The organism is Tissierella sp. P1 (genome assembly GCF_002266425.1).
GTDB lineage: Bacteria > Bacillota > Clostridia > Tissierellales > Tissierellaceae > Tissierella > Tissierella carlieri.
In genome coordinates this window covers 113,635-134,391 of record NZ_NPMN01000011.1, presented here as the reverse complement: position 1 = coordinate 134,391, position 20,757 = coordinate 113,635, and the positions used below count along the sequence as shown (strand labels likewise).

At 32.2% G+C, this 20,757-nt stretch carries 20 protein-coding genes; all 20 read right to left on the bottom strand.

Annotation, left to right across the window (positions count from 1 at the left end):
• Positions 1 to 29 precede the first annotated feature (29 nt).
• Positions 30 to 1,433 (bottom strand): amino acid permease, encoded by a 1,404-nt coding sequence (locus tag CIW83_RS10115; protein ID WP_094900801.1) that lies wholly within the window; start codon positions 1,431 to 1,433, stop codon positions 30 to 32.
• Positions 1,434 to 1,776: 343 nt separating this feature from the next.
• On the bottom strand, positions 1,777 to 2,937 hold the full coding sequence (locus tag CIW83_RS10110; protein WP_094900799.1) for a M20 family metallopeptidase: 1,161 nt from the start codon (positions 2,935 to 2,937) through the stop codon (positions 1,777 to 1,779).
• 17 nt (positions 2,938 to 2,954) lie between these two features.
• Positions 2,955 to 3,368, bottom strand: a complete 414-nt coding sequence (locus CIW83_RS22860; protein ID WP_201259782.1) for an amidohydrolase family protein — start codon at positions 3,366 to 3,368, stop codon at positions 2,955 to 2,957.
• Positions 3,368 to 4,321 (bottom strand): amidohydrolase family protein, encoded by a 954-nt coding sequence (locus tag CIW83_RS10105; protein WP_201259781.1) that lies wholly within the window; start codon positions 4,319 to 4,321, stop codon positions 3,368 to 3,370. Before CIW83_RS10105 ends, CIW83_RS22860 begins: the two co-directional genes overlap by 1 nt.
• Before the next feature lie 28 nt (positions 4,322 to 4,349).
• Positions 4,350 to 5,849, bottom strand: coding sequence for a succinate CoA transferase (locus CIW83_RS10100; RefSeq protein ID WP_094900797.1), 1,500 nt, complete (start codon positions 5,847 to 5,849; stop codon positions 4,350 to 4,352).
• A gap of 59 nt (positions 5,850 to 5,908) precedes the next feature.
• A complete protein-coding gene (locus CIW83_RS10095; protein WP_094900795.1) occupies positions 5,909 to 7,099 on the bottom strand; it encodes a M20 family metallopeptidase in 1,191 nt (396 codons plus the stop codon).
• Between the two features lie 23 nt (positions 7,100 to 7,122).
• Entirely contained in the window at positions 7,123 to 8,532 is a 1,410-nt protein-coding gene (locus tag CIW83_RS10090) for a YfcC family protein (protein ID WP_094900793.1), read from the bottom strand.
• Positions 8,533 to 8,602: 70 nt separating this feature from the next.
• Complete coding sequence (locus CIW83_RS22855; protein ID WP_235601288.1) at positions 8,603 to 8,848, bottom strand: IclR family transcriptional regulator C-terminal domain-containing protein; 246 nt, start codon at positions 8,846 to 8,848, stop codon at positions 8,603 to 8,605.
• Positions 8,849 to 8,895: 47 nt separating this feature from the next.
• Positions 8,896 to 9,357: an IclR family transcriptional regulator gene (locus CIW83_RS22850; RefSeq protein WP_201259780.1), complete on the bottom strand. Its 462-nt coding sequence runs from the start codon at positions 9,355 to 9,357 to the stop codon at positions 8,896 to 8,898.
• Positions 9,358 to 9,562: 205 nt separating this feature from the next.
• Positions 9,563 to 10,627 (bottom strand): ornithine racemase Orr, encoded by a 1,065-nt coding sequence (orr, locus tag CIW83_RS10080; protein WP_094900791.1) that lies wholly within the window; start codon positions 10,625 to 10,627, stop codon positions 9,563 to 9,565.
• Between the two features lie 3 nt (positions 10,628 to 10,630).
• The gene (locus tag CIW83_RS10075) at positions 10,631 to 11,995 is read right to left on the bottom strand and encodes a GlmL-related ornithine degradation protein (RefSeq protein WP_094900787.1); all 1,365 of its coding nucleotides are present in this window, start codon (positions 11,993 to 11,995) and stop codon (positions 10,631 to 10,633) included.
• Positions 11,985 to 14,201: a D-ornithine 4,5-aminomutase subunit OraE gene (gene oraE / locus CIW83_RS10070; RefSeq protein WP_094900785.1), complete on the bottom strand. Its 2,217-nt coding sequence runs from the start codon at positions 14,199 to 14,201 to the stop codon at positions 11,985 to 11,987. Before oraE ends, CIW83_RS10075 begins: the two co-directional genes overlap by 11 nt.
• Positions 14,201 to 14,566 (bottom strand): ornithine aminomutase subunit alpha, encoded by a 366-nt coding sequence (locus tag CIW83_RS10065; RefSeq protein ID WP_094900783.1) that lies wholly within the window; start codon positions 14,564 to 14,566, stop codon positions 14,201 to 14,203. Before CIW83_RS10065 ends, oraE begins: the two co-directional genes overlap by 1 nt.
• 14 nt (positions 14,567 to 14,580) lie before the next feature.
• Positions 14,581 to 15,999 carry a 2-amino-4-oxopentanoate thiolase subunit OrtB gene (gene ortB, locus CIW83_RS10060; RefSeq protein ID WP_094900781.1) on the bottom strand — a complete coding sequence of 473 codons (1,419 nt, stop codon included), beginning with the start codon at positions 15,997 to 15,999 and terminating at the stop codon, positions 14,581 to 14,583.
• Between the two features lie 2 nt (positions 16,000 to 16,001).
• Entirely contained in the window at positions 16,002 to 16,307 is a 306-nt protein-coding gene (gene ortA, locus CIW83_RS10055; protein ID WP_094900779.1) for a 2-amino-4-oxopentanoate thiolase subunit OrtA, read from the bottom strand.
• A gap of 164 nt (positions 16,308 to 16,471) precedes the next feature.
• Positions 16,472 to 17,521 (bottom strand): 2,4-diaminopentanoate dehydrogenase, encoded by a 1,050-nt coding sequence (gene ord / locus CIW83_RS10050; RefSeq protein ID WP_094900777.1) that lies wholly within the window; start codon positions 17,519 to 17,521, stop codon positions 16,472 to 16,474.
• Positions 17,522 to 17,749: 228 nt separating this feature from the next.
• Positions 17,750 to 19,162 (bottom strand): sigma-54-dependent Fis family transcriptional regulator, encoded by a 1,413-nt coding sequence (locus CIW83_RS10045; RefSeq protein WP_094900775.1) that lies wholly within the window; start codon positions 19,160 to 19,162, stop codon positions 17,750 to 17,752.
• A gap of 15 nt (positions 19,163 to 19,177) precedes the next feature.
• Complete coding sequence (gene pgeF / locus CIW83_RS10040; RefSeq protein ID WP_094900773.1) at positions 19,178 to 19,915, bottom strand: peptidoglycan editing factor PgeF; 738 nt, start codon at positions 19,913 to 19,915, stop codon at positions 19,178 to 19,180.
• A 2-nt stretch (positions 19,916 to 19,917) separates the two neighbouring features.
• Positions 19,918 to 20,388 (bottom strand): transcriptional regulator NrdR, encoded by a 471-nt coding sequence (gene nrdR / locus CIW83_RS10035; RefSeq protein WP_094900771.1) that lies wholly within the window; start codon positions 20,386 to 20,388, stop codon positions 19,918 to 19,920.
• 57 nt (positions 20,389 to 20,445) lie between these two features.
• Positions 20,446 to 20,700 (bottom strand): YlmC/YmxH family sporulation protein, encoded by a 255-nt coding sequence (locus CIW83_RS10030; RefSeq protein WP_094900769.1) that lies wholly within the window; start codon positions 20,698 to 20,700, stop codon positions 20,446 to 20,448.
• Between the last annotated feature and the right edge of the window lie 57 nt (positions 20,701 to 20,757).

Below are 20,757 nucleotides of genomic sequence, written 5' to 3'. Positions count from 1 at the left end.
TTCCTTATTCATAATTTACCTCCTAATTTTTATAATCCTTGTTTCTTGGATTTATTATATAAAGTTGATCCTATATAAAAAGCTGCATAAGTTGGAATGCCTAGAATTAAAGCTAATTTTTGTGTAGGATCAAAGAACATACCAATGAATAGTATTATACATAATGCTATCAGTAGTGCAGGCGTTACAGGATAGAATGGTGTTTTAAATTTTATATTCTCTATATTACCGCCCTTTTCTTTGTATTGTTTTCTAAATATGAATAAACATACTGCATATAATATATAAATGAAAATATTACTGATTCCAATTATTGAAGTTAAGAATAAATATACGGTTCCAGGTGCTACTATACTCGATATAACCGCAGCAACAGCAAATAGCATTGTAACAATTAATGCATTCATAGGAACCTTTTTACCATTAACCTTTGAGACGAATTTCGGTGCCTGATTAAAATTCCCCATTGACCATAATGATCTTGTACTTGAATATATAAACGCATTTGCCGATGAAAGTGCTGATGTTAATACAACAACGTTAACTATCAGCTCTGCTGATTGGATACCAGCTAATTTAAAAACATAGGCAAAAGGACTTCCAGCCAAGTCTGCACTTCTCCAAGGAAGTACTGCAATTAAAACAACTAAAGATGCAATATAAGCTATTATCAAACCCCAGATTGTAGCATGAATTGCACGAGGTAAGTCTTTTTCTGGATTTTCACTTTCACTTGCAGCAGCAGCGAAAATATCAGCTCCACCATAGGCAAATGCTGCTGTCATCATTGTCATAATTACAGCTTTTGCACCATTTGGGAAAAGTCCTCCGTCATTTACGAAGTTCCTAAATCCAACTGCTTCTTTACCTACTAATCCAGTAATCATTCCTAATCCTAATATTAAGAATACAACTATTAATATAAATTTTATACTACTAAATATAAAAGATGATTTTCCATATTTATCACTAGGTACTGCATTCATAATAAATAGTAGTATAGTAAAACCTATTATCCATATCATTGAATTAACATTAGGAAAAATATTTTTCATAATTATTGATGATGCAACTAGTTGTGATGGTATAGTAATAGCATAAGATAACCATTTTACCCATCCTACAGTAAATCCCATACTTGGATTAATAAGTTCTGTTGCATAAGCCTGTACTGTTCCTGCAACGGGCATTTCAACTAATAATTCGCCCAAACAAAACATCATCAGGTACATTATTATTGCGCCAAATAAGTATGCTATTAATGTACCACCTGGTCCAGCTTGCTGTAGTACATAACCAGATCCTAGAAACAATCCAGTACCAATGGTTCCTCCAATACCAAGCATCATTATTTGATGTGTTTTCATGGAGCGTTGCAGTCCTTCTGACTTTTCTAAAATATCTTCTACATCTTTTTTTGGTTCTTTTGACATTAACTGTGCCTCCTTAGATTTTGTATTATATTAAAGTCTATAATAATATATAGCAAATTTCATGCCAACTTCTAAAGTGTTAAAATACTAACATTTGTACATGTTTTAAAAAATAAGGGATATTTTATAAAAAAATTTTTTTTATTATAAAATATCCTTTACTATTCATACATTTATTATTTTGCTCAAAATAGCCATAATTATAAATATTTAATACTATAACTTCTCACAACTCCTCATATTAGGCATGTTTTATCCTTTATGTATACATCGAAAGCTAATCTTCAATGAAGTTTCTCATTTATAGAAAAAAATAAAAACTAGATTTACTAGTTCTCATTTTTTAGAATTCCTTAAATTCTTTTTTTATCCTTTCAAGTAAATCTTTATCTTGAATAACTTGGACTCCAGTTTTTACTAATGCATTAATTGTAATAATCATATTCTCATAAGCTTTGTCAGTTAAAGTGGCATCTCTAAATTCTTCAGTATGGGCAGCAATACTTTCATCACCATATATGCCAAAGTATGGATGAATAGCTGGACACACATAACTTACATTTCCCATATCCAAAGAACCAAAAGATAGTTTTATATTATCAGGATTTTCTATCCCCTGAATCCTTAAATTTTCGCTAAATACATTTGATAAACTTTCATTAGTTACTAAATCATCATATATAAATTCATAATTAGATATTTCCAAAGTAGTTCCTGTAGCTAATGCAGCACCTCTAGCACAGTTCTTAACTCTTTCCGCTAATTCTTGTAAGTAAGCTTTCGTTTCAGTTCTTACATAGAATTGAGCAATAGCTAAGTCTGGAACTATATTTGCCGCTTTGCCACCTTCAGTTATCACTCCATGAATTCTAGCAGAGGGTAATATATGCTCCCTCAGAGCATTTATACTATTAAAAGTCATTATTACGGCATCTAATGCATTAATACCTTTTTCTGGGTCTGAGGCAGCATGTGAAGCTTTACCTTTAAAGCTAAATTGTATTGGTTCCAAAGCTAAAGATGTCCCACTTTTATTATATACAGGTGCTGGATGAGCTAGCATAGCTATATCTATATCCTTAAATACTCCTTTTTCTACCATTGTAACCTTTGCTCCGCTGGTTTCTTCTGCAGGAGTTCCAAAAACTATGACCTTCCCTCCTATTTCATCTAATAAATGCCTTAAAACTACAGCTGCCCCTGTATTAGTAGTTCCAAGTAAATTATGACCACATCCATGTCCGATTCCCGGCAAAGCATCATATTCAGATAAATAACATATTGTAGGCCCCTCTTTATTGCTTTCATAGCTAGCCTTAAATGCAGTTTTTATTTCAAGATATTCTTCCTCTATCTGAAATCCATATTCTCTTAAAAGATTGATATGAGCCTTTGAAGATTTAAACTCCCCATATCCTAATTCTGGGTTATTGTAAATATACTCATTCAATTTCTTTAAATCATCTAATATACTGTAAGTAATACTATTAATTCTCTCTATCATATTAATCCCACCTAATTTTATATTTGAAATCTCCTAATCACTTTCCCTAGCCTATTTTGTAATATCTCATTATTTTGTAAAGCTATTTCGCCATTTATTATAACATACTCTATTCCTAAAGGAGATTCTGTTGGATTGTCAAAAGTTGCACAATCTATTATTTTATCATAGTCAAAAATGACAATATCTCCATCCATTCCTACCTTTATCTCACCTTTATGTTCTAGTTTTAGTCTTTCAGCAGGTAGTTTAGTCATCTTTTTCAATTGATCTATCAGCTCTAACCTATTGTCATCTCTAACATATCTTCCAATTATTCTAGGAAAAGTACCAGCCGCTCTGGGATGTCCTTGTCCTTTATTCAAGAGACCATCACTAGCTACATAGACAAAAGATTCTTTCAAAGATTCAATAACTTCATCTTCATTCATTACAAAGCTACTGCCAACATATTCGGATATTCTTTTCTCACTTTATGAAATATTTCTTCTGTACACCTGATATTTTTATAGGGTTCTTCCGTTAATAATATGGAGTCATAGCTTTTGTTCCAATTGTCAAAACACCCATCATCAAAAACTGAACTCCCTATAAAAGTACTAAAGGCATCATAGGGATAACAATCTGCCCTTACATCTATTCCTCTATCTACGGCTTCTTTTATGATATCTAAAGATTCTCTCATCTGTCCCATAGCAGTACAGCTCCCGAGATGAGATATCTGCATAGGCAATCCCGTGACTTGAGAAATCATTATCAACTCTTTTATAGAATCTATTCCTTTTTTAGCATCGGCTCTATAGTGTGCCGATATCAAAATATCATATTCTTTTATAGAATTACAGATTTCTAGAATCTCTTCCAAGAATATTCCTGGAGAATATTCTATACCAAAGGATAATCCTACAGCACCATTTTTTCCTATATCCTCTCTTATTAAATCTATCATTTTTTCTATTTGTTCTCTAGTTGCTTCCTTATATCTATCTATACCAAGTTTATTTCTATAATAATTGTGACCAGCAAAGATCATGTAATTTACGGGAGCTCCATTACTATCTATAAAGTTAAAAAATTCATCAATACTTTGTCTATTATTTCCACAATTTCCTCCAACACAGGTTGTGACACCCATTTTAAGCATTTTATATGCTATATCGTAAATTTCCCCATCTTCACCATCTATAATTTTTTCCTCATGCATATGAATATCAATAAACCCTGGAGATACAATTTTATCCTTTGCATCTATTATTTTTCTTCCACTATTGAGACTACTATCTATAGATGCAATTTTATTATCTTTAATTCCAATATCTTTAACCGTTAACTTATTTTTGTCAAAATCTACTAAGGTGCCATTTTTTATAATTATATCATACATATTCTTTCCTCCTTATGGCTTAGCGATTTTAAATTCTCATAGTTCCGTTTTTCTCAAATCTTTCATGCCAAGAAAAAACTTCTTTTAGTATTTTAGGGGTATGAGAAGCATTGATCTTTGTTATCGTTTTATAATAATCCATAAGCATTGGCTTGTAATGTTTATTGCTACAATTTTTTATTATTGTTAAAGCCCTTTCTTTAGGCGATAATCCTCTTAAATCTGCCACTCCTTCTTCTGTTATTATTATATCTACATCATGTTCAGTATGATCTACATGCGAAACACAGGGTACAATAGAAGAAACATTACCATTTTTTGCGGTGGATTCAGTGAAAAAAATAGAAATATAAGAATTTCTAGCAAAATCTCCAGAACCACCTATTCCATTCATCATCTTTCTCCCCAATATATGTGTAGAATTTACATTACCATAGATATCTGCCTCAATAGCTGTATTTAAAGCAATAACTCCCAATCTTCTAATTATTTCAGGATTATTGCTTATCTCCTGTGGTCTCAAAACTATCTTTTTCCTATATTTATCTAAGTTTTTATAGAATTTTTCTAATCCCTCAGGAGATGGGGTTATAGCAGTGCCAGAAACAATATTAACCTTGTCATAATCTATTAATTCCAACATGGAGTCTTGTATTACTTCTGTATAGAAATTTAAACTTTTTAAGTTTGAATTCTTAAATCCTCCTAAAACTGCATTAGCTACGGATCCTACTCCAGATTGAAAAGGTAGTAGTTCTTTAGGTATCCTTCCTCTTTTAATTTCCTCCTCTAAAAAATCTATTAGATATCCTGACATTTTTATATTATTTTGATTAATAGATGTAAAGGGCCTAACATCATCTCTTTTATCAGTTATGACTATAGCTGCCACCTTATTTAAATCTATAGGTATAAAATTTTCTCCAATTCTATCAGAAGCTTTCACTATAGGTATTGGCTCTCTATATGGTGGATTTTTTGTTTGATATATATCATGAATTCCTCTTAACTCTCTTGGCTGACTAGTATTTATTTCTATTATTAATTTTTCTGCTTTTTCAATTATTGTTGGGGTAATACCAACTGAAGTAGATGGAATAATATATCCTTCTTCTGAAATTTCAACAGCTTCAATAATCCCCAAATCAATTTTACCTAAAAAGCCATAATTTATATATTGGGATAAATGACTTAGATGAATATCAACAAAACTAATTTCTCCATTATTTATACTATTTCTACAGCAATCATTAGTCTGATATGGTATCCTCTTACTAATAATACCTCTTTTAGCAAATTCTCCATCTATCTCATCTCCCACTGAAGCTCCTGTAATTAAGGTTATTGAAATTCTTTCCTTACTTTCATCTAGCCTCTTAACTAATGCTAAAGGAATTTCTTTCGGATAACCTGAAGGTGTAAATCCACTGGTTCCTATGATCATCCCATCTTTAATAAGCAGTGAAGCTTCTTCAGAACTAATTATTTTTTTTCTTAGATAGTTTCCTTTTATTCTATCTTTAATCATGGAATTAACCTCCTATATATTATAGGCAGAAATTTTATTCTGCCTATAATATTTATAAATCATTGGATTTCACAAAAATCTTCAGCTATTCTACAATAAATCTCTACATAGTCTATTAAATGCTTTATAGGAACTCTTTCATCCTTAGTATGAGAATAAGAAATATCTCCGGGTCCTGTAACTACTGTTGGAATATTTCCAAAGTTTGATAGTAGTGCTGCATCTGTCCAGCCTCTTCTTCTTGTTAAATTGGGTTTTTCGCCAATTACTTGGCTCAAAGCATTTTTAGTTGCAACGACTATAGGGTCCTCAGGATCTGTCATCAAATAGAGATGATCTAATGTTAAGAAATTATTATCCATTCTTATTATCTCTGCATCAAATTCTTTATCCTCTTTTTTAAGTTCTAAAACTATATCTTCAAGCTCTTTAAATACAGAATCTACACTTTCTCCTGGAATATATCGCCTATCAATCTTAATAGAACACCAATCTGCTACTGTACTTGGTTGACTTCCTCCTTCAATTCTCCCAAAATTCATTACTGAAGGTCCCATATATTCATTATTTCTTTCTGCTAATTTAGGCATTAACCTTTCTTCAATCCTTAGAATCAGTTTTGCTGTCTTAGAAATCGCATTAATTCCCAAATGTGGAACTCCACCATGTGCCGCCTTACCTTTAACTTTTATTTCTATCCATTCTAATCCTCTATGTCCTATGGCATATTCATAATTAGATGGTTCACCTACAATAGCACCATCTGCCTTGATATTTGATTTTACTAGAGCTTCAGTACCTTCGCTTTGTTCTTCTTCACCCAATACACCAGTGAAAATAATATTGCCCTTCATAGATTTATGAGATCTCTTAATAGCAAGCATAGCTATTAACATAGAAGCTATAGGTCCCTTCATGTCTGAAGTTCCTCTTCCCCATATAAAGCCATCTTTAACTTCTCCACCATAGGGATCTATTATCATATTATAAGGGGGCACAGTATCCATATGTCCATTGAACATAAGCGTTTTACCAGTTCCTTCGCCTTTTAGATTAACTATAACATTTTTCCTAAGTCCGTCTACTTCTTGATATTCTACTTCTAAGCCATTTTCTGTACTAAATTTATAAATATATTCTGCAACTTCCTTCTCACGATTTTCCGCATCCTTATGGCTAGGTATTCTTACCAATTCCTGAGTCAGTTTTATTAACTCTTCCTCAGAAAAAAATTTCTTATAATCTATCAATGTAGTCCCCTCCAATCTTTATGTTAAAATGGCCCATAAGATATTCCATTAGCTATTACTAAGAACGCCATGCCAGTTCCAATCCAGATTAACATTAAAGGCCATATGAACTTAAACCATTTCTCATAAGGAATATTACCCATAGATAAATATCCCATTAGTGCTGCAGAAGTAGGAATAATAGAATTGGTAAATCCATCACCAAATTGGAATGCCATAACTGCTGTCTGTCTTGTAATTCCTAATAAATCTGATAATGGAACCATAATTGGCATAGTTGCAGCAGCTTGACCACTACCAGATGGAATGAAGAAGTTAATTATTACTTGAACTATATACATTCCAATAACCGATATAGACTTAGGTAATATTTGAATTGCTTTAGCTAAACCGTATACAATACTATCTATTATTAAACCATCTTTCATAACTATTAAGATGCCACGAGCTACCCCTACAACTAGTGCTCCAAATGCAATAGATTTTGCACCTACGACAAATTCTTGAGCAATTTTACTAGGTCCTAATCCACCAATTAGTCCACTTATAACACCCATTGCTAAAAATGTAGAACCAATTTCTAAGATATACCAATCAAATTTAAATACCCCAGTAATTATTACGGCAAATCCTGCAATAACTGTCAATAATATAATGTTATGATGAACTCTCATTGTAGGGACATTATTTAAATCTATTATTTTACCTCTTTCTTCTAACTCCAATTCTGCAACTACACTTTTAGATGAATCCTTCTTAACTTTTTCTGCATATCGAATTATATAAATAGCAGTAATTATTAGTAATACCACAAATATAATTATTCTCATAATGATTCCAGAAAACAAAGGTAATTCAGCAATACCTTGAGCTACACCTACACTAAAAGGATTCATAAATCCTGAATTAAATCCACAAGCGGCTCCTAAGGTTATCATTGCTGTTCCAGTAATTGCATCAAATCCCAAGGCCCTAGCTAAAGCTATACCTATAGGTACGAATACTATAGTTTCCTCGGCCATACCAAAGGTTGCCCCACCAATGCCAAATATCACCATAAATATTGGAATCATTAAATTCTCTTTACCATCCAATTTTTTTGCTAATCTCCCTATACCCGCCTCAATAGTTCCAGTTGCTGTAATAATTTGAAATGCTCCACCTACAATGAATATGAAAAAAATTATTTGTGCTGCATCCTCCATTCCTCTTGGCACAGCCTGAACTAATGCAAAAGGTTTTATAGGATTTTGTTCAACATTATGAAATGAATCTGGACTCACCAAGGTTCTTCCTGTAGCCTCCTCCTTTACTCTGTCAAATTCTCCAGCTGGGATTACATAAGTCAATATTGACATGATGATAATAACTGAAAAAAGAATTACATAGGTATGTGGTACTTTAAATTTTTTCTTTTTTACACTTTCTACCATGAAAATCCCTCCTATTTTTATCACAATTTTTTTACTAAGATGCAGTCAAGATAGTATAATTCTCCCTCCCTTATAAATTTAATTTGCTAATTCTGTCTGCATAATGCATTAATTTTCCTAAAATCATATCTCTTTCCGCATCAACAATATTACCTTTAATATATTTTACAGCTATGCATGCTGTAACTTTATCATTAAAATTCTTAACTGGAACTCCTATACCTACAAGACCTTTCATATTTTCTTCATCACTTATTGCGAAACCTTGCTGTCTTATACTTGAATATTCTTGTAATAATTGTTTTGGATCAGTAATAGTATTTGGACCTTTTTTTTCTAGATTGCTTGAATAAACTATTTCCTCTAATCTATCATAGGCTCATAATATGCCATAATACATTTACCATAAGCTCCACAATGTATTGGATAATAAGTTCCCACTTTAAATCCTATCTGAATAGGTTGATAGCTTTCCAATTCGAACAAACTTAATATCCTATCTTCTAATAGGATTGCGTACCCTATTGATTGCTTTATTTCTTTAGCTAACTCCTCCAATATTATCCTTATTTGTTCCATACTAGTGTGATTATATAAATAGGCAGCCCCTATATGATATGATCCCGGTCCAATAGAATATTTTTTAGAGCTTGGACTTTGATAAACCATTTTATTTTCTATTAGAATATTAAGTATCCTATGTACTGTACTTCTATGTATTTTCAATTCTTCGCTTATTTCGAAAGCAGTTTTTTCGTAAGGTGGTACGGCTAAATTTTCTAAAATTAGGAAAGCCTTATCAATTGATGAATAATTATCTTTCATTTTATTCCTCCTTAATTTTGTCCACTATGCTGACACATGTTTATTCTGTTGACATTATATATAATATTCGACAAAAATTTTAAAATTCCTTCTTTTTTTTAGAATTTTTTCAATATTTTTTATTTTTATTTAAGTATTACTTAAATAAAAATAAAAGTCTTAAAAAATATTACTTTTTCAAGACTTTTTATTTCTATTCTTTTAATTATTCAATTATCTCTTTTTCAACATATTCAGAAGTCATACCTCTCAGTATACCAACATAAGACATTCTAAATTCTATAATATCTCCTACTTTATAATCTACCTCACTATCTGATCCATCTAGTATAAGATGATCCGAACTACCACCTAGGATAATTATCCCTTCGTCTAATGGATAAAGAGCTTCAAAGTCAACGTCTTGTTTTCCTACAGCACAAAGAATTCTTCTGCGGACTCCCCTATCTATAAAAGTTGGTATATTTCCAAAGGCATCTCTTCCTATCTTTCCAGTAGGCAATGAAGGTTTTTCTTTTACTTCAATAATCTCCACTTGAAGGGTAAACGCATCATTTTTTGTACCTTCTATCTGTTCTCCATAGGCTGATTCAGTTCCAAGTACTAAAGATTCACCTAGTCTTAAATTATTTAATCTATCAATTTTGTTATCTGGTAGCAAATGAACTGTACTTGAATTTCCTCCAGATAAGATTTCTAATTCTATATTATATTTTTCTTCTATTTGTTTCTCTAATTTAGCTAATCTATTTAAAATCTCTTTAGTTGGTATTACTCCGCCATAGCATGTTAGATTAGTACCTAGACCTATAATTTTAACACCTTTCAATTCTATCATCTTTTCTATAGAATTAAATAGAGATTTTTCATCATAATATCCTTCTCTTAAGTCTCCTAAATCTACCATTAAAATGATTTTATGAATCTTCCCTTTCTCTAAAGCTTTTTCTGATAAGGAAGTAATAGTATCTAATTCTGAGTTAAGAGATATGTCTGCATACTCTACTATTTTTTCTGCTTCGGATTTCATAGGTAATCTTAACATTATTTTTGGTATGTCTAATTCTTTTAATCTTATAAGATTTTCAATCCTAGAATCTGCTAGATAGGATACTCCACCTTCAATATATGCTTTAGCAATTCTAGGATTACCACAGAAAACCTTTGTTACTCCTGCAACTTTTATACCTTGACTGTTACATAATCCAACTACAGATCTTACATTATTTTTTATAGTTTCTAAATTAACTGTCATTTTGGGATAACTCATATTTTATTCCCCCTTAAGACTGTTTTCTAATAGCCTTAATGCTTCTTCTGGATATTTCTTAGCCATTACTCCAAGTGAAGCCATTATATAATGATTATCTATTAATATTTCAGCCTCAGCATTTGGAAGTAAATCATTTCCTTTATTGGAAAGTGCAATTTCTCCAAGTATCATTTTTCTATTAGGCAACCGTGTTAGTGCACCACCTGTACCAATTATATATTTTACTTGGGTTAAATCTTTACCTTCTGCAATGGTTTTCTTACCACTTGGTCCATATAGATGCTTAAGTCCTCCTGCATGCCTTCTCACTGCTGTAATAGTTGCATGCAATGTCAACTTTTCTACAAACTGCTTTTCTAAATCTGTCTCTGGAATTGGCTTATGATGAGCAATTAAATCTTCCAGTTCTTCCATGGTGATTTGTAGTTCCTTAACTAATTCTTCTTTCCCTACCATCTCTACTACATTTTTCATGCTCACATAAACTCCAAGGTCTCCCTCTACGGTTCTCTTAGCCTTAGGCTCTGGATTAATTAAAATTCTTGATATTTCATCACTATCTTCTGTAACTGAATGAACATCTGTTGTAGCTCCACCTACATCAATTGTTACTAAATCTCCAATGTCATCGTATAAAAGCTGAGAAGCAGCCATTACTGCTCCTGGTGTTGGCATAATAGGGCCAGTTACCATTTCCCTTACACGCTCCATACCTGGTGCATGAATTATATGCTTTTCAAAGACTTCTTGAATTACCTTTCTCGTAGGCTCTACGTTTAATTCATCAATCTTAGGATAAACATTATCAACTATATAAAGCTCTGTTTGTTTGCCTTCAAAAGCATCCTTTACATCTTCATGATTTTCTATATTACCTGCATATATAACGGGTATGTTTAAATTCAATTCTGCAATAAGCTCTGAATTATAAAGTGCTGTATCTCTTTCACCATAGTCTACTCCACCTGCAATTAAGATGATATTAGGCTTTATTTCTTCTATCTTTCTTAGATCAGACTTTCGTAGCCTACCAGCTGTAATGAATTTAATATTAGCTCCTGCACCTAATGCAGCTTCTTTAGCAGCTTTAACAGTCATATCATATACCAATCCATGAACTGTCATTCTAAGACCTCCAGCTGCAGAGCTGGTCGCTATAAGTTCATCATAGTCTATAGATTCTTCACCAAGATTTTTTGCTAAATCATCTATAGCCCCTTTTAGTCCAATATTAACATCACCTTCTAATACAGATGTAGCAGATTGACCCTGCCCGATAAATTTCGGGCAGGTATCTAAATCATTAAATGCATTAACTACAGTTGTAGTACTACCTATCTCTGCAACTAATAGATCAATTTTCATTGTTCATCGCTCTTCTCTTTTCAACTAAGAATGTAGCAACATGGGCTCCTTTTGTACCTCTACCAAATCCAGCATCCATACCAGATTCAATAGCTAATTCATTAGATACTTGAGTTCCACCAGCTGCAAGGATGATTTTATCTCTTATACCTTTTTCTATACATAAGTCATTTAACTTTTTCATATTCTTATAGTGAATATCATCATGAGAAATAATAGTTGATGAAAGAATTGCATCAGCATTTAACTCAATCGCTGCGTCAACTAATTTTTCAACTGGTATTGACGTACCTAATATATGACATTCAATACCATATTTCTCTATTCCACCATGTTTAATATCAATGATTTCACGAATACCTACGGAGTGTTCATCTTCACCAACAGTTGCTGCTACAATCTTCATTGGCTTAGCCTTAATATCTTCACGGATTTCTTCTTCAGTTAATACCTTTGGTTTTGGAGGTATAACTAAATCCTTAGTATCTATAGTAAATGCAACTCTACCTTTTAACTCTATACGAGTTCCTTCAGCTTCTTGCATTATCTCTTTATGGATTACCTCTACATCTTCTAATCCCATTTTCTTGCCTATTTCAATAGCAGCAAATTCTGCTGTTCTTTCGTCAGTAGGTAAGAATAATGTTTGTAAGACAATGCCATCTCCAAGCCATTCCATCTCAGGCTTAATCTTAGATGTAGTTCTAAGTTCCTTAACTTCTTCTAGTCTTACATTAACATTATCGTTTTCATCTAATTCATCTATAAATATAATCTTAGATGGATCTTCAAATGTTCCTCCACCGATTAGAGCAGCTGGATTATCTACTAAATTTTCATTATATTGGCCCACATTATTATATCCAAAGTGTGCAGTTACTGGAGCCATATAATCAGCATCTCTTTCGTATACTGTTCCTTCTCCTACTCCTGCATCAGCTTTTCTAATTATACCGTCATTGTTTCTTTCTGGATAATATCCGGAGTCAACGAAAAATCCAGCTTCTACTGCGTTAAAGTATCCACCAGCTTCAATGATTTCCTCCATGAATAGGATAGCTCTTTCTTTTAGCTCTCTAACCTTATCTGCTAACTCGCCTTTATCTCTCTTGATTTCAACCATTGCACCTAATCCATCCATACCAGCAAAGGCTTGTTTAGCCGTGTCTACTGCTTCAATATTATAAATATGCCATGGTACATTTCTTCCCTCATCAGGAGTGATTGTAGATTGAATATCCGCTCTAGTTAATTGAGAAATCAATAAGTTAAGCACATGGGTTACAGTTGCTTCTCTAGGAGAAGACTCCATATATTTTGTATTCATTTGTGCTCTCATCTTATACTCTCTAAAAAATTCTCTTAAAGCTACAGCATAAGGTAAATCCAACCTCATACATGGTGCTGGTGGTGCTGTTGGCGGTACTGTTGAAAGACAGATATTTTCTTTCTTCATTCCAACTTTTACAGAGAATATTGAGTTTATAGCATGTTGTACCATAAGTTCCGGCATTACCTTCCACGCCTCTCTTGCAGTAGCATTTGCATTATGAGCACCATCTATTTGCGCTATATCTGCCCAAGCCATAACCCTCTTAGCTTCTGCTGCATCAACAAAGGATCTAATCATGTTTATATTTCTATAAAGAACATTATATTGAGGGTCTTGATGAGCTCCATTTACTCCTTCTTCAGCAAACATTACTGCAATTTCTGGACCTGCTACACCAGACACATAGGAGTGGTAGTTAATTGGTCTTCCTACTTCGTCTTCTATAAAATCTAAAGCTTTTCTTTGAGCTCTAACTTGTTTTCTTGAAATAGGAATTCCACCTACTCCCTGAGGAGTTCCTTCTATAAGACTCTCAAAGTGAGATTGTCCTGCAGTTCTAATAACCATTATATGGTCTGCTCCATGCCATGCAGCCATTCTCATACGTCTTATATCATCTTCAAATCTACCTGATGCAATTTCTGTTGTGATTACAGCCTTTGGCTGTGGATCTATATTATCAAAATATTTTGCAGCTGGTAACGGTTGACTATTTTCTAAGGATTCAGATGTATCATAATATTCAAATTTACCTATTTGTCTATTTTCTTCTGATCCTTCTCTCCAGTGCCAGCCTCTTCTTCTAGGTTTATATTTATCAATATCTTTTAAAATATATTCTATGTCTAATTTTTTATTTGGTTTTAATTCCATTAGTTGGCACCTCCTTTAAATAAAACTACTACGTCATCCCACATTTCACCATTAACTAGTTTAAGCCCTGCTTCTCTAATGTTTATATTCTTTTCCTTAGCTAGTTTGTAAACTATATGTCCTACACCTTTACCCATTAGCCCTCTATCAATTGCTCCATCAACAATAGATTTGGCTTCTATACTTGAAAAACCCATTCTTAGTAATACGGATCTTTCAATAGATGGAGATGTATTTTTTCTAGCTAACTCAACTATTGGATCAACTATCTTTCCAGCTAATTCCCAAAACCTAGCTTCCAATTCTTCTTCTGTTAAATTAGCCAAATGTTTTCTTCTATCTTGAAAGTCATCTGCTCTACTCATTTTTCAACCTCCTATTAATAGCTTATTCCTAATTCATCTAACACAGATTTGACAAATTCAGCATTTGACTTAGTGTCTTCAACAAGGAAATCTATATCTTCTTTAGTTGCTTTAGTTGCTTTAACATGGTCTGCTGCATTTCTTATATATGATCTTCTAGTTTTATTCAAGTCTAATTCTTGTAACTTAATATAGGATGGGTCTTTTGGAAGTATTATATTCTTTCCAGGTATCTCATCAGCTGGATCACCTATTATTACTTCTATTCCATTTTCCTTAGCGAATGTAAGTTGAGGATTAATATGTTTACCTGCTCCTGTATATTCTGTTTCTTGTACTACTATTATTTGGTCTTCATCCATTTCTTGCGCTAGTTTAAAAGCAGCTGATAATGCAGTGTTTCCTGCTGGTCCTCTCTCAAGTCCCTCTAATTGAGCTAATAGTTCTGTCATATAAAATACTGTACCTTGGTTCATAGTAACATATCTGTCTATATATCTCAGAGGTCTAGCTGCTGATCTTGGAACATCAGATCTATCTGGCCAAGTAGCAAAAGGTATACCAAATCCTGTATGTCCTGTTGTAAATGATTTTTTATTAAATTGTGTATCTGAAGCCATATGAAGTCCTTGTAAACTAACACTTGCACCTACTATTTGAGTATTTGTTGCTCCTGCTTTGATTAATCCTCTAGCAGTACCAGTTAGGTTTCCTCCCCCAGCATTTGTAATAACTACTACATCTGGGTCTTTTCCTTCTCTTTCTCTAAATTCCATAGATAGTTCATATCCTAGAGTTTCAACTCCAGCTATACCAAATGGAGAATATAAAGAAGCATTAAAATAACCAGTTTCTTCTAATAATACCAGGAATGTATAGAATAGCTCTGGTCCTACTGTTAGTTGAACTACTTCCGCACCATAAGCTTCACATGCCCTAGCTTTTTCGATTATCTCTGGTTGACCTACTCCTCTAGAATCATAACATTCTTGAACTATGATACATTTTAAACCTTGCATTGCAGCTTGAGATGCTACTGCAGCACCATAATTACCTGATGTAGCCGCTATAACGCCTTTATACCCTAATTTTTTTGCATGATAACATGCTGTAGCTGCTCTTCTTGCTTTAAAGCTGCCAGAAGGATTTCCTGCCTCGTCTTTAACAAATATTCTTGCTCCCTTTCCCTTTGGTGCAAATTTTCTAGCTAATTCTGTTAAATTTCTAAGTTCAAATACTGGAGTATTACCTACTCCCGTTCTCCCTTGAATTTCCTCAATCTCTTGTAAACTATAGCCTGTTTCTCTCATCATCTTTTCATAGTCAAAGGCTATACTACCTGACTCAAATATTTCATAATCTATACCAACTGCTTTTTTCATTATCTCTGGTCTTCTTGCCATAACAGCATCATAACTCATATCTCTAGTCATTATTATTCACCATCCTTTGCCAATAATTCTCTTGCTTGACGACCTATATATAAAAGTTCAGGAACACATTTTCCAAAGTCATGTTTGTAATATGGATTAACTTCTAATAAATTTCCTTCTACTGTTCTTCCGATATAAGTTTCTACTTTTACTTTATCACCAATATTTGCACTTTCGTCTAATAAAAATCCTTTAACCCACATCTCTAGTGGTACATTTTGTGTATCTTCTGGAATACTTGTTGCTCTTTGTCCTACTTCTAATACTATATTATGAATTCTTACCCAATCACCACGTTTTGCATCCATTTATATCCCTCCATTTAATCAATTCTCAATGCACATAAAACATTAACCTTAGATTACTCATTAACCTTGTAAAAAAGACAGGAGAAACACCCATACTCTTTTGGGGGAATATCTCCTTATCTTTTAATTGTTAATTGTTCTTCGTTAATTGTTAATTGTTTTAATTAGTCTTCTATTAATTCTCTCATATCTCCCATAATAGCTCTTGGAACTGGTAAATCTATCATAGTTTTTAAACCTGGTCTTGCGTTGATTACGTTTGGAATCATATTAACTGTCATAGCTATAGTTCCAATACCTCCAGGTACTTCAGGAGTAATTTGCATATTGATATTTGGTGTACCTTTTATTGTTATATAATCTCCTGTTGTTCCACCTTCTAATTGTGGTTCAACTTGTTGTGGATGAAGCATTTCAATTTTTAGCTCTCCATCAACATAGCCAAATCCTTTCATGTTACATCCAGCTACATCTCCAGGTTGTACTTCTGCATATGGAGCTTTTCTAAATACTGATGAAACAATAGGTGCTCTATCTAATTTAATTTCATCACTTAATTTCCATCCTAAAGCATCTGCTATCATAGTAATTGATTCTGGGAATCCTACGTGTCCAGCTAAATCATTTTCTGCTACCCTTTTGTTAAATGTGTCTACAGTAATACCTACTCCTTGGCCGTGCATTACTGCTGGACCAAATGGTGAAAGATTATTGATTCTCTCAGCCTTAATGCTTTCTACATCTATACATGCTCCAGTAAGTGTAATTACTAGTAAGTCCATAATAAGTCCTGGGTTAATACCAGTACCTAATACAGTCACTCCATTTTCTTTAGCTATCTTATCTAATTCTTTAGCTAATTCTGGTTCTTGTGCCTGTGGATATGCCATTTCTTCTGCAGTAGATACTACATTGATTTTTCTTTCAAGGCAATATTTCATTTTGTCAAAAGAATCTCTTGTAAATGAATCAGTAGCAATTACTACGATGTCTGCAACACCTTCTTTTATTACATCTTCATAAGAACCTGTAAGTAAGTCTTTTCTATTTCCTCTTTCAATATCTAAGAAGTCGTACATAGATTTTCCTATCTTGTCCCCTCTTACAACTGCTCCAACTATATCTACACCTTTCTTGTTTAAAAGCATTTCTGCTATACCTTTACCCATTGCTCCTAAACCCCATACGATTACTCTTACATTATCTTTTCTCATGAAATAAACCTCCTTAATTAATTTTATTTATTGTATATGCAATGTCTTTGCCACACTTACTATATATGCAATATCTTTGCCAACTTTTTAAAGAATTATTATACTTATAGAAAATTGTCTATTTAGAGCGATTTATCACAAAAATAAAAGTATTTTCAAACAATTTTAAATTTTAAAATATATAAAAAAACGCAATAATATTTGCATCTAGATGCAAATATTATTGCATTACCTCTTATATTTTTTTAATTTATGCTGTAATGTCTGTCTTTTTATTCCCAATTCTTCTGCAGTTTTAGATATATTATATTGATTATTATTTAAAGCATTAAATATAATATCCTTCTCCATCTCTTCTAATATGTTAGGTAAAGTTTTATTTTTCTCCTGAAAGACAATAGCATTTTTCAAAGGCTTATCTTGCATTATATAGATAGAAGAAATAAAATCTTCCTTTTTCAATATCCTTTCTTCATCATCTACTATATTCATAGCTCCTTCTATAACATTACCTAATTCTCTAACATTTCCAGGCCAAGTATATTCCATGAAAGAATTTATTACCTCTTCAGATATCTTCTCTATTTTCTTTCCTAAAAGAGAATTATATTTATTGACAAAATGATTTGATAATACTAAAATATCTTTTTTTCGTTCCTTTAATGATGGTATCTGTATAAAAATAACATTTAATCTGTAATATAAATCTTTTCTAATGGTTTCTTTCTTTAAGGTCTCTAAAGGTTCTTCATTTGTAGTAGCTATTATTCGTACGTCAATAGGTATATCTTTTGTCCCTCCTACACGTCTTATATATCCTTCTTGCAATACCCTTAAAAGCTTTGCTTGCAAAGGCAATGACATAGAATTAATCTCGTCTAACATTAGAGTTCCACCATTAGCTTGTTCAAAAATTCCCTCTCTTTCAACTGCTCCTGTAAATCCTCCTTTGTCAGTTCCAAATAATATTCCTTCTAATAGTGCCTCGGGTATAGCAGCACAATTTTGTGCTATAAAAGGTTTATTAGCTCTTATACCTCCATAATGGATACTCTGGGCAAACAGTTCTTTACCAGTACCTGTATCTCCATATATAAGCACACTGGAACTTGAATTACTAGCCTTTCTTGCTATTTTCTTAGCTAATGACATAGACGGATCTTCGCCTATAATATCATCAAAATTATATCTTTTTATCTTAGCTCTAAGACTTTTCTTCGATGATTTAGTTGATGATAGTTCATTTTGTAATTCTATTAATTGATCAGATAAGTTTTTAATATGTGTTATGTTATTGGCTATTTCAAGAGCTCCTATTATCTTCTCATCCGAATAAAGAGGTATAGTTGAATTTATAGTAGTTATCCTTTGTCCCTTAAAGTTTAAATAGGATTGCGTACTATTTAAAATAGCTTCTCCTGTATGAAGTACCTTTATTAAAGTAGATGTCTCTTCATTTAGACTAGGAAAGATATCTAAAATATCCTTTTCAATTACTTGATTTGTATCTAGCCCTTCTAGCTGAGCCATAACTTTATTATAGATTACAGTCCGTCTCTCATTATCTATGACGTGAATCCCTATATCTGCATGATGCAAAATATTTTGCATTATGATTTTGTTTAAGTCTATTTTCTTCATTCTATCATCCTTAGTTTAATGATTTAAGGTTATAGCTGCAATCATTCTATTTTTTGTTCCTTTTTCTTTTCTATAGGAATATAAATTATCTATATTACAAGATGTACATAATTTACTTAAGAAAGTTTTCTTTTCACTTACTCCTAGATTTATGAGATTCATCTTATTTACTTTCCATAAATCTAAGTACATCTTATGATCCCTATATATAATCATATCTATATAATCAGGATATTGTTTCTTAAAGAGTTTTTCTACATCAAGTCCTATTTCATAACAACAAGATCCGATAGATGGACCTATTGCAGCTGAAATATCTTCTATATTACATCCAAAATGTTCAATCATATTTTCTATTACTACTTTGACTATATTATTTAAAGTTCCCTTCCAGCCAGCATGGGCCAAGGCTATTACTTCTTTAATATTGTCATAAAAATAAATAGGTACACAATCAGCATGGTAAGTACAAAGTGCTATACCCTTTTTATTGGTTATAAATCCATCCTTCTCTTGGGTACTTACTTTAATAATATTTTGATCTTTTATAATCAGTACATCCGTTCCATGAACTTGTTTTGCTCTATAGATATTTTCTTCATGTATATTTAATACTTCAGATAAATTATTAAATAATTTGTCCTGCTCCCAGCCTATCCTCGTCGAAAAAATATGATTCATCTTTTCATCAAAGTTAAATCCCTCTATTTGATAATATAAAATATTATCTTTATATTTCTTTATAATTTCCATATTTATCTCCTATTTTCATTTCCTTCATCTAATATTTTTTTTAATTCTTCCATAAATGAATTTAAATCTTTAAACTGTCTATAAACAGATGCAAATCTCACATATGACACTTCATCAACATCTTTTAATTTATTCATTACCATTTCTCCAATTTCCTCAGATTTTATTTCTTTCTGCAAGGAATTATATAAGTTTTTTTCTATATCATCTACAATCCCTTCAATAGTGCCTACAGAAACAGGCCTCTTTTCACAAGCCTTTATTATTCCATTTAATAATTTATTTCTATTATAAGATTGTCTATTGCCATCTTTTTTTACTACTATAAGAGGTATTTCTTCAATTTTTTCATAAGTGGTGAACCTCTTACCACATTCTATGCACTCTCTTCTTCTGCGAATTGCTTGTCCTTCATCGGTAGGTCTAGAATCTATTACCTTTGATTCAAAGTATGAACAAAATGGACATTTCATATTTTCACCTCTTCTAATATTCTACAACTTTATTATAGTATAATGAATACAAAATGTCTAACTAGATATTTCGTTCTTATAATCTACTAAAATAGTATCTGTACCTATTCTTACTATATCATTCCAATCAATAACTATTTCTGAATTCTTACCAAATAGACCCAATACTTTACCTACTCCTGCCCCTAATATTATTATTGCATCAATACGTCCATTTTCTAGATTTAATTCAAAATCATCAACATATCCCATTCTTTGACCAGTGTTTATATTTATTATTTCTTTTTCTCTTATTTCTGATAATTTAAACATAGTTCCACCTCTTCCTTAATATTTAACCTTTTACTATGTATATATAATAATAAAGAT

Bases quoted from the DNA above. Each gene is read 5' to 3' on its own strand.
- CIW83_RS10115 (WP_094900801.1), bottom strand. From the start codon at position 1,433: ATGTCAAAAGAACCAAAAAAAGATGTAGAAGATATTTTAGAAAAGTCA.
- CIW83_RS10110 (WP_094900799.1), bottom strand. From the start codon at position 2,937: ATGATAGAGAGAATTAATAGTATTACTTACAGTATATTAGATGATTTA.
- CIW83_RS22860 (WP_201259782.1), bottom strand. From the start codon at position 3,368: ATGAATGAAGATGAAGTTATTGAATCTTTGAAAGAATCTTTTGTCTAT.
- CIW83_RS10105 (WP_201259781.1), bottom strand. From the start codon at position 4,321: ATGTATGATATAATTATAAAAAATGGCACCTTAGTAGATTTTGACAAA.
- CIW83_RS10100 (WP_094900797.1), bottom strand. From the start codon at position 5,849: ATGATTAAAGATAGAATAAAAGGAAACTATCTAAGAAAAAAAATAATT.
- CIW83_RS10090 (WP_094900793.1), bottom strand. From the start codon at position 8,532: ATGGTAGAAAGTGTAAAAAAGAAAAAATTTAAAGTACCACATACCTAT.
- CIW83_RS22850 (WP_201259780.1), bottom strand. From the start codon at position 9,357: ATGAAAGATAATTATTCATCAATTGATAAGGCTTTCCTAATTTTAGAA.
- orr (WP_094900791.1), bottom strand. From the start codon at position 10,627: ATGAGTTATCCCAAAATGACAGTTAATTTAGAAACTATAAAAAATAAT.
- CIW83_RS10075 (WP_094900787.1), bottom strand. From the start codon at position 11,995: ATGAAAATTGATCTATTAGTTGCAGAGATAGGTAGTACTACAACTGTA.
- oraE (WP_094900785.1), bottom strand. From the start codon at position 14,201: ATGGAATTAAAACCAAATAAAAAATTAGACATAGAATATATTTTAAAA.
- CIW83_RS10065 (WP_094900783.1), bottom strand. From the start codon at position 14,566: ATGAGTAGAGCAGATGACTTTCAAGATAGAAGAAAACATTTGGCTAAT.
- ortB (WP_094900781.1), bottom strand. From the start codon at position 15,999: ATGACTAGAGATATGAGTTATGATGCTGTTATGGCAAGAAGACCAGAG.
- ortA (WP_094900779.1), bottom strand. From the start codon at position 16,307: ATGGATGCAAAACGTGGTGATTGGGTAAGAATTCATAATATAGTATTA.
- ord (WP_094900777.1), bottom strand. From the start codon at position 17,521: ATGAGAAAAGATAATGTAAGAGTAATCGTATGGGGTTTAGGAGCAATG.
- CIW83_RS10045 (WP_094900775.1), bottom strand. From the start codon at position 19,162: ATGAAGAAAATAGACTTAAACAAAATCATAATGCAAAATATTTTGCAT.
- pgeF (WP_094900773.1), bottom strand. From the start codon at position 19,915: ATGGAAATTATAAAGAAATATAAAGATAATATTTTATATTATCAAATA.
- nrdR (WP_094900771.1), bottom strand. From the start codon at position 20,388: ATGAAATGTCCATTTTGTTCATACTTTGAATCAAAGGTAATAGATTCT.
- CIW83_RS10030 (WP_094900769.1), bottom strand. From the start codon at position 20,700: ATGTTTAAATTATCAGAAATAAGAGAAAAAGAAATAATAAATATAAAC.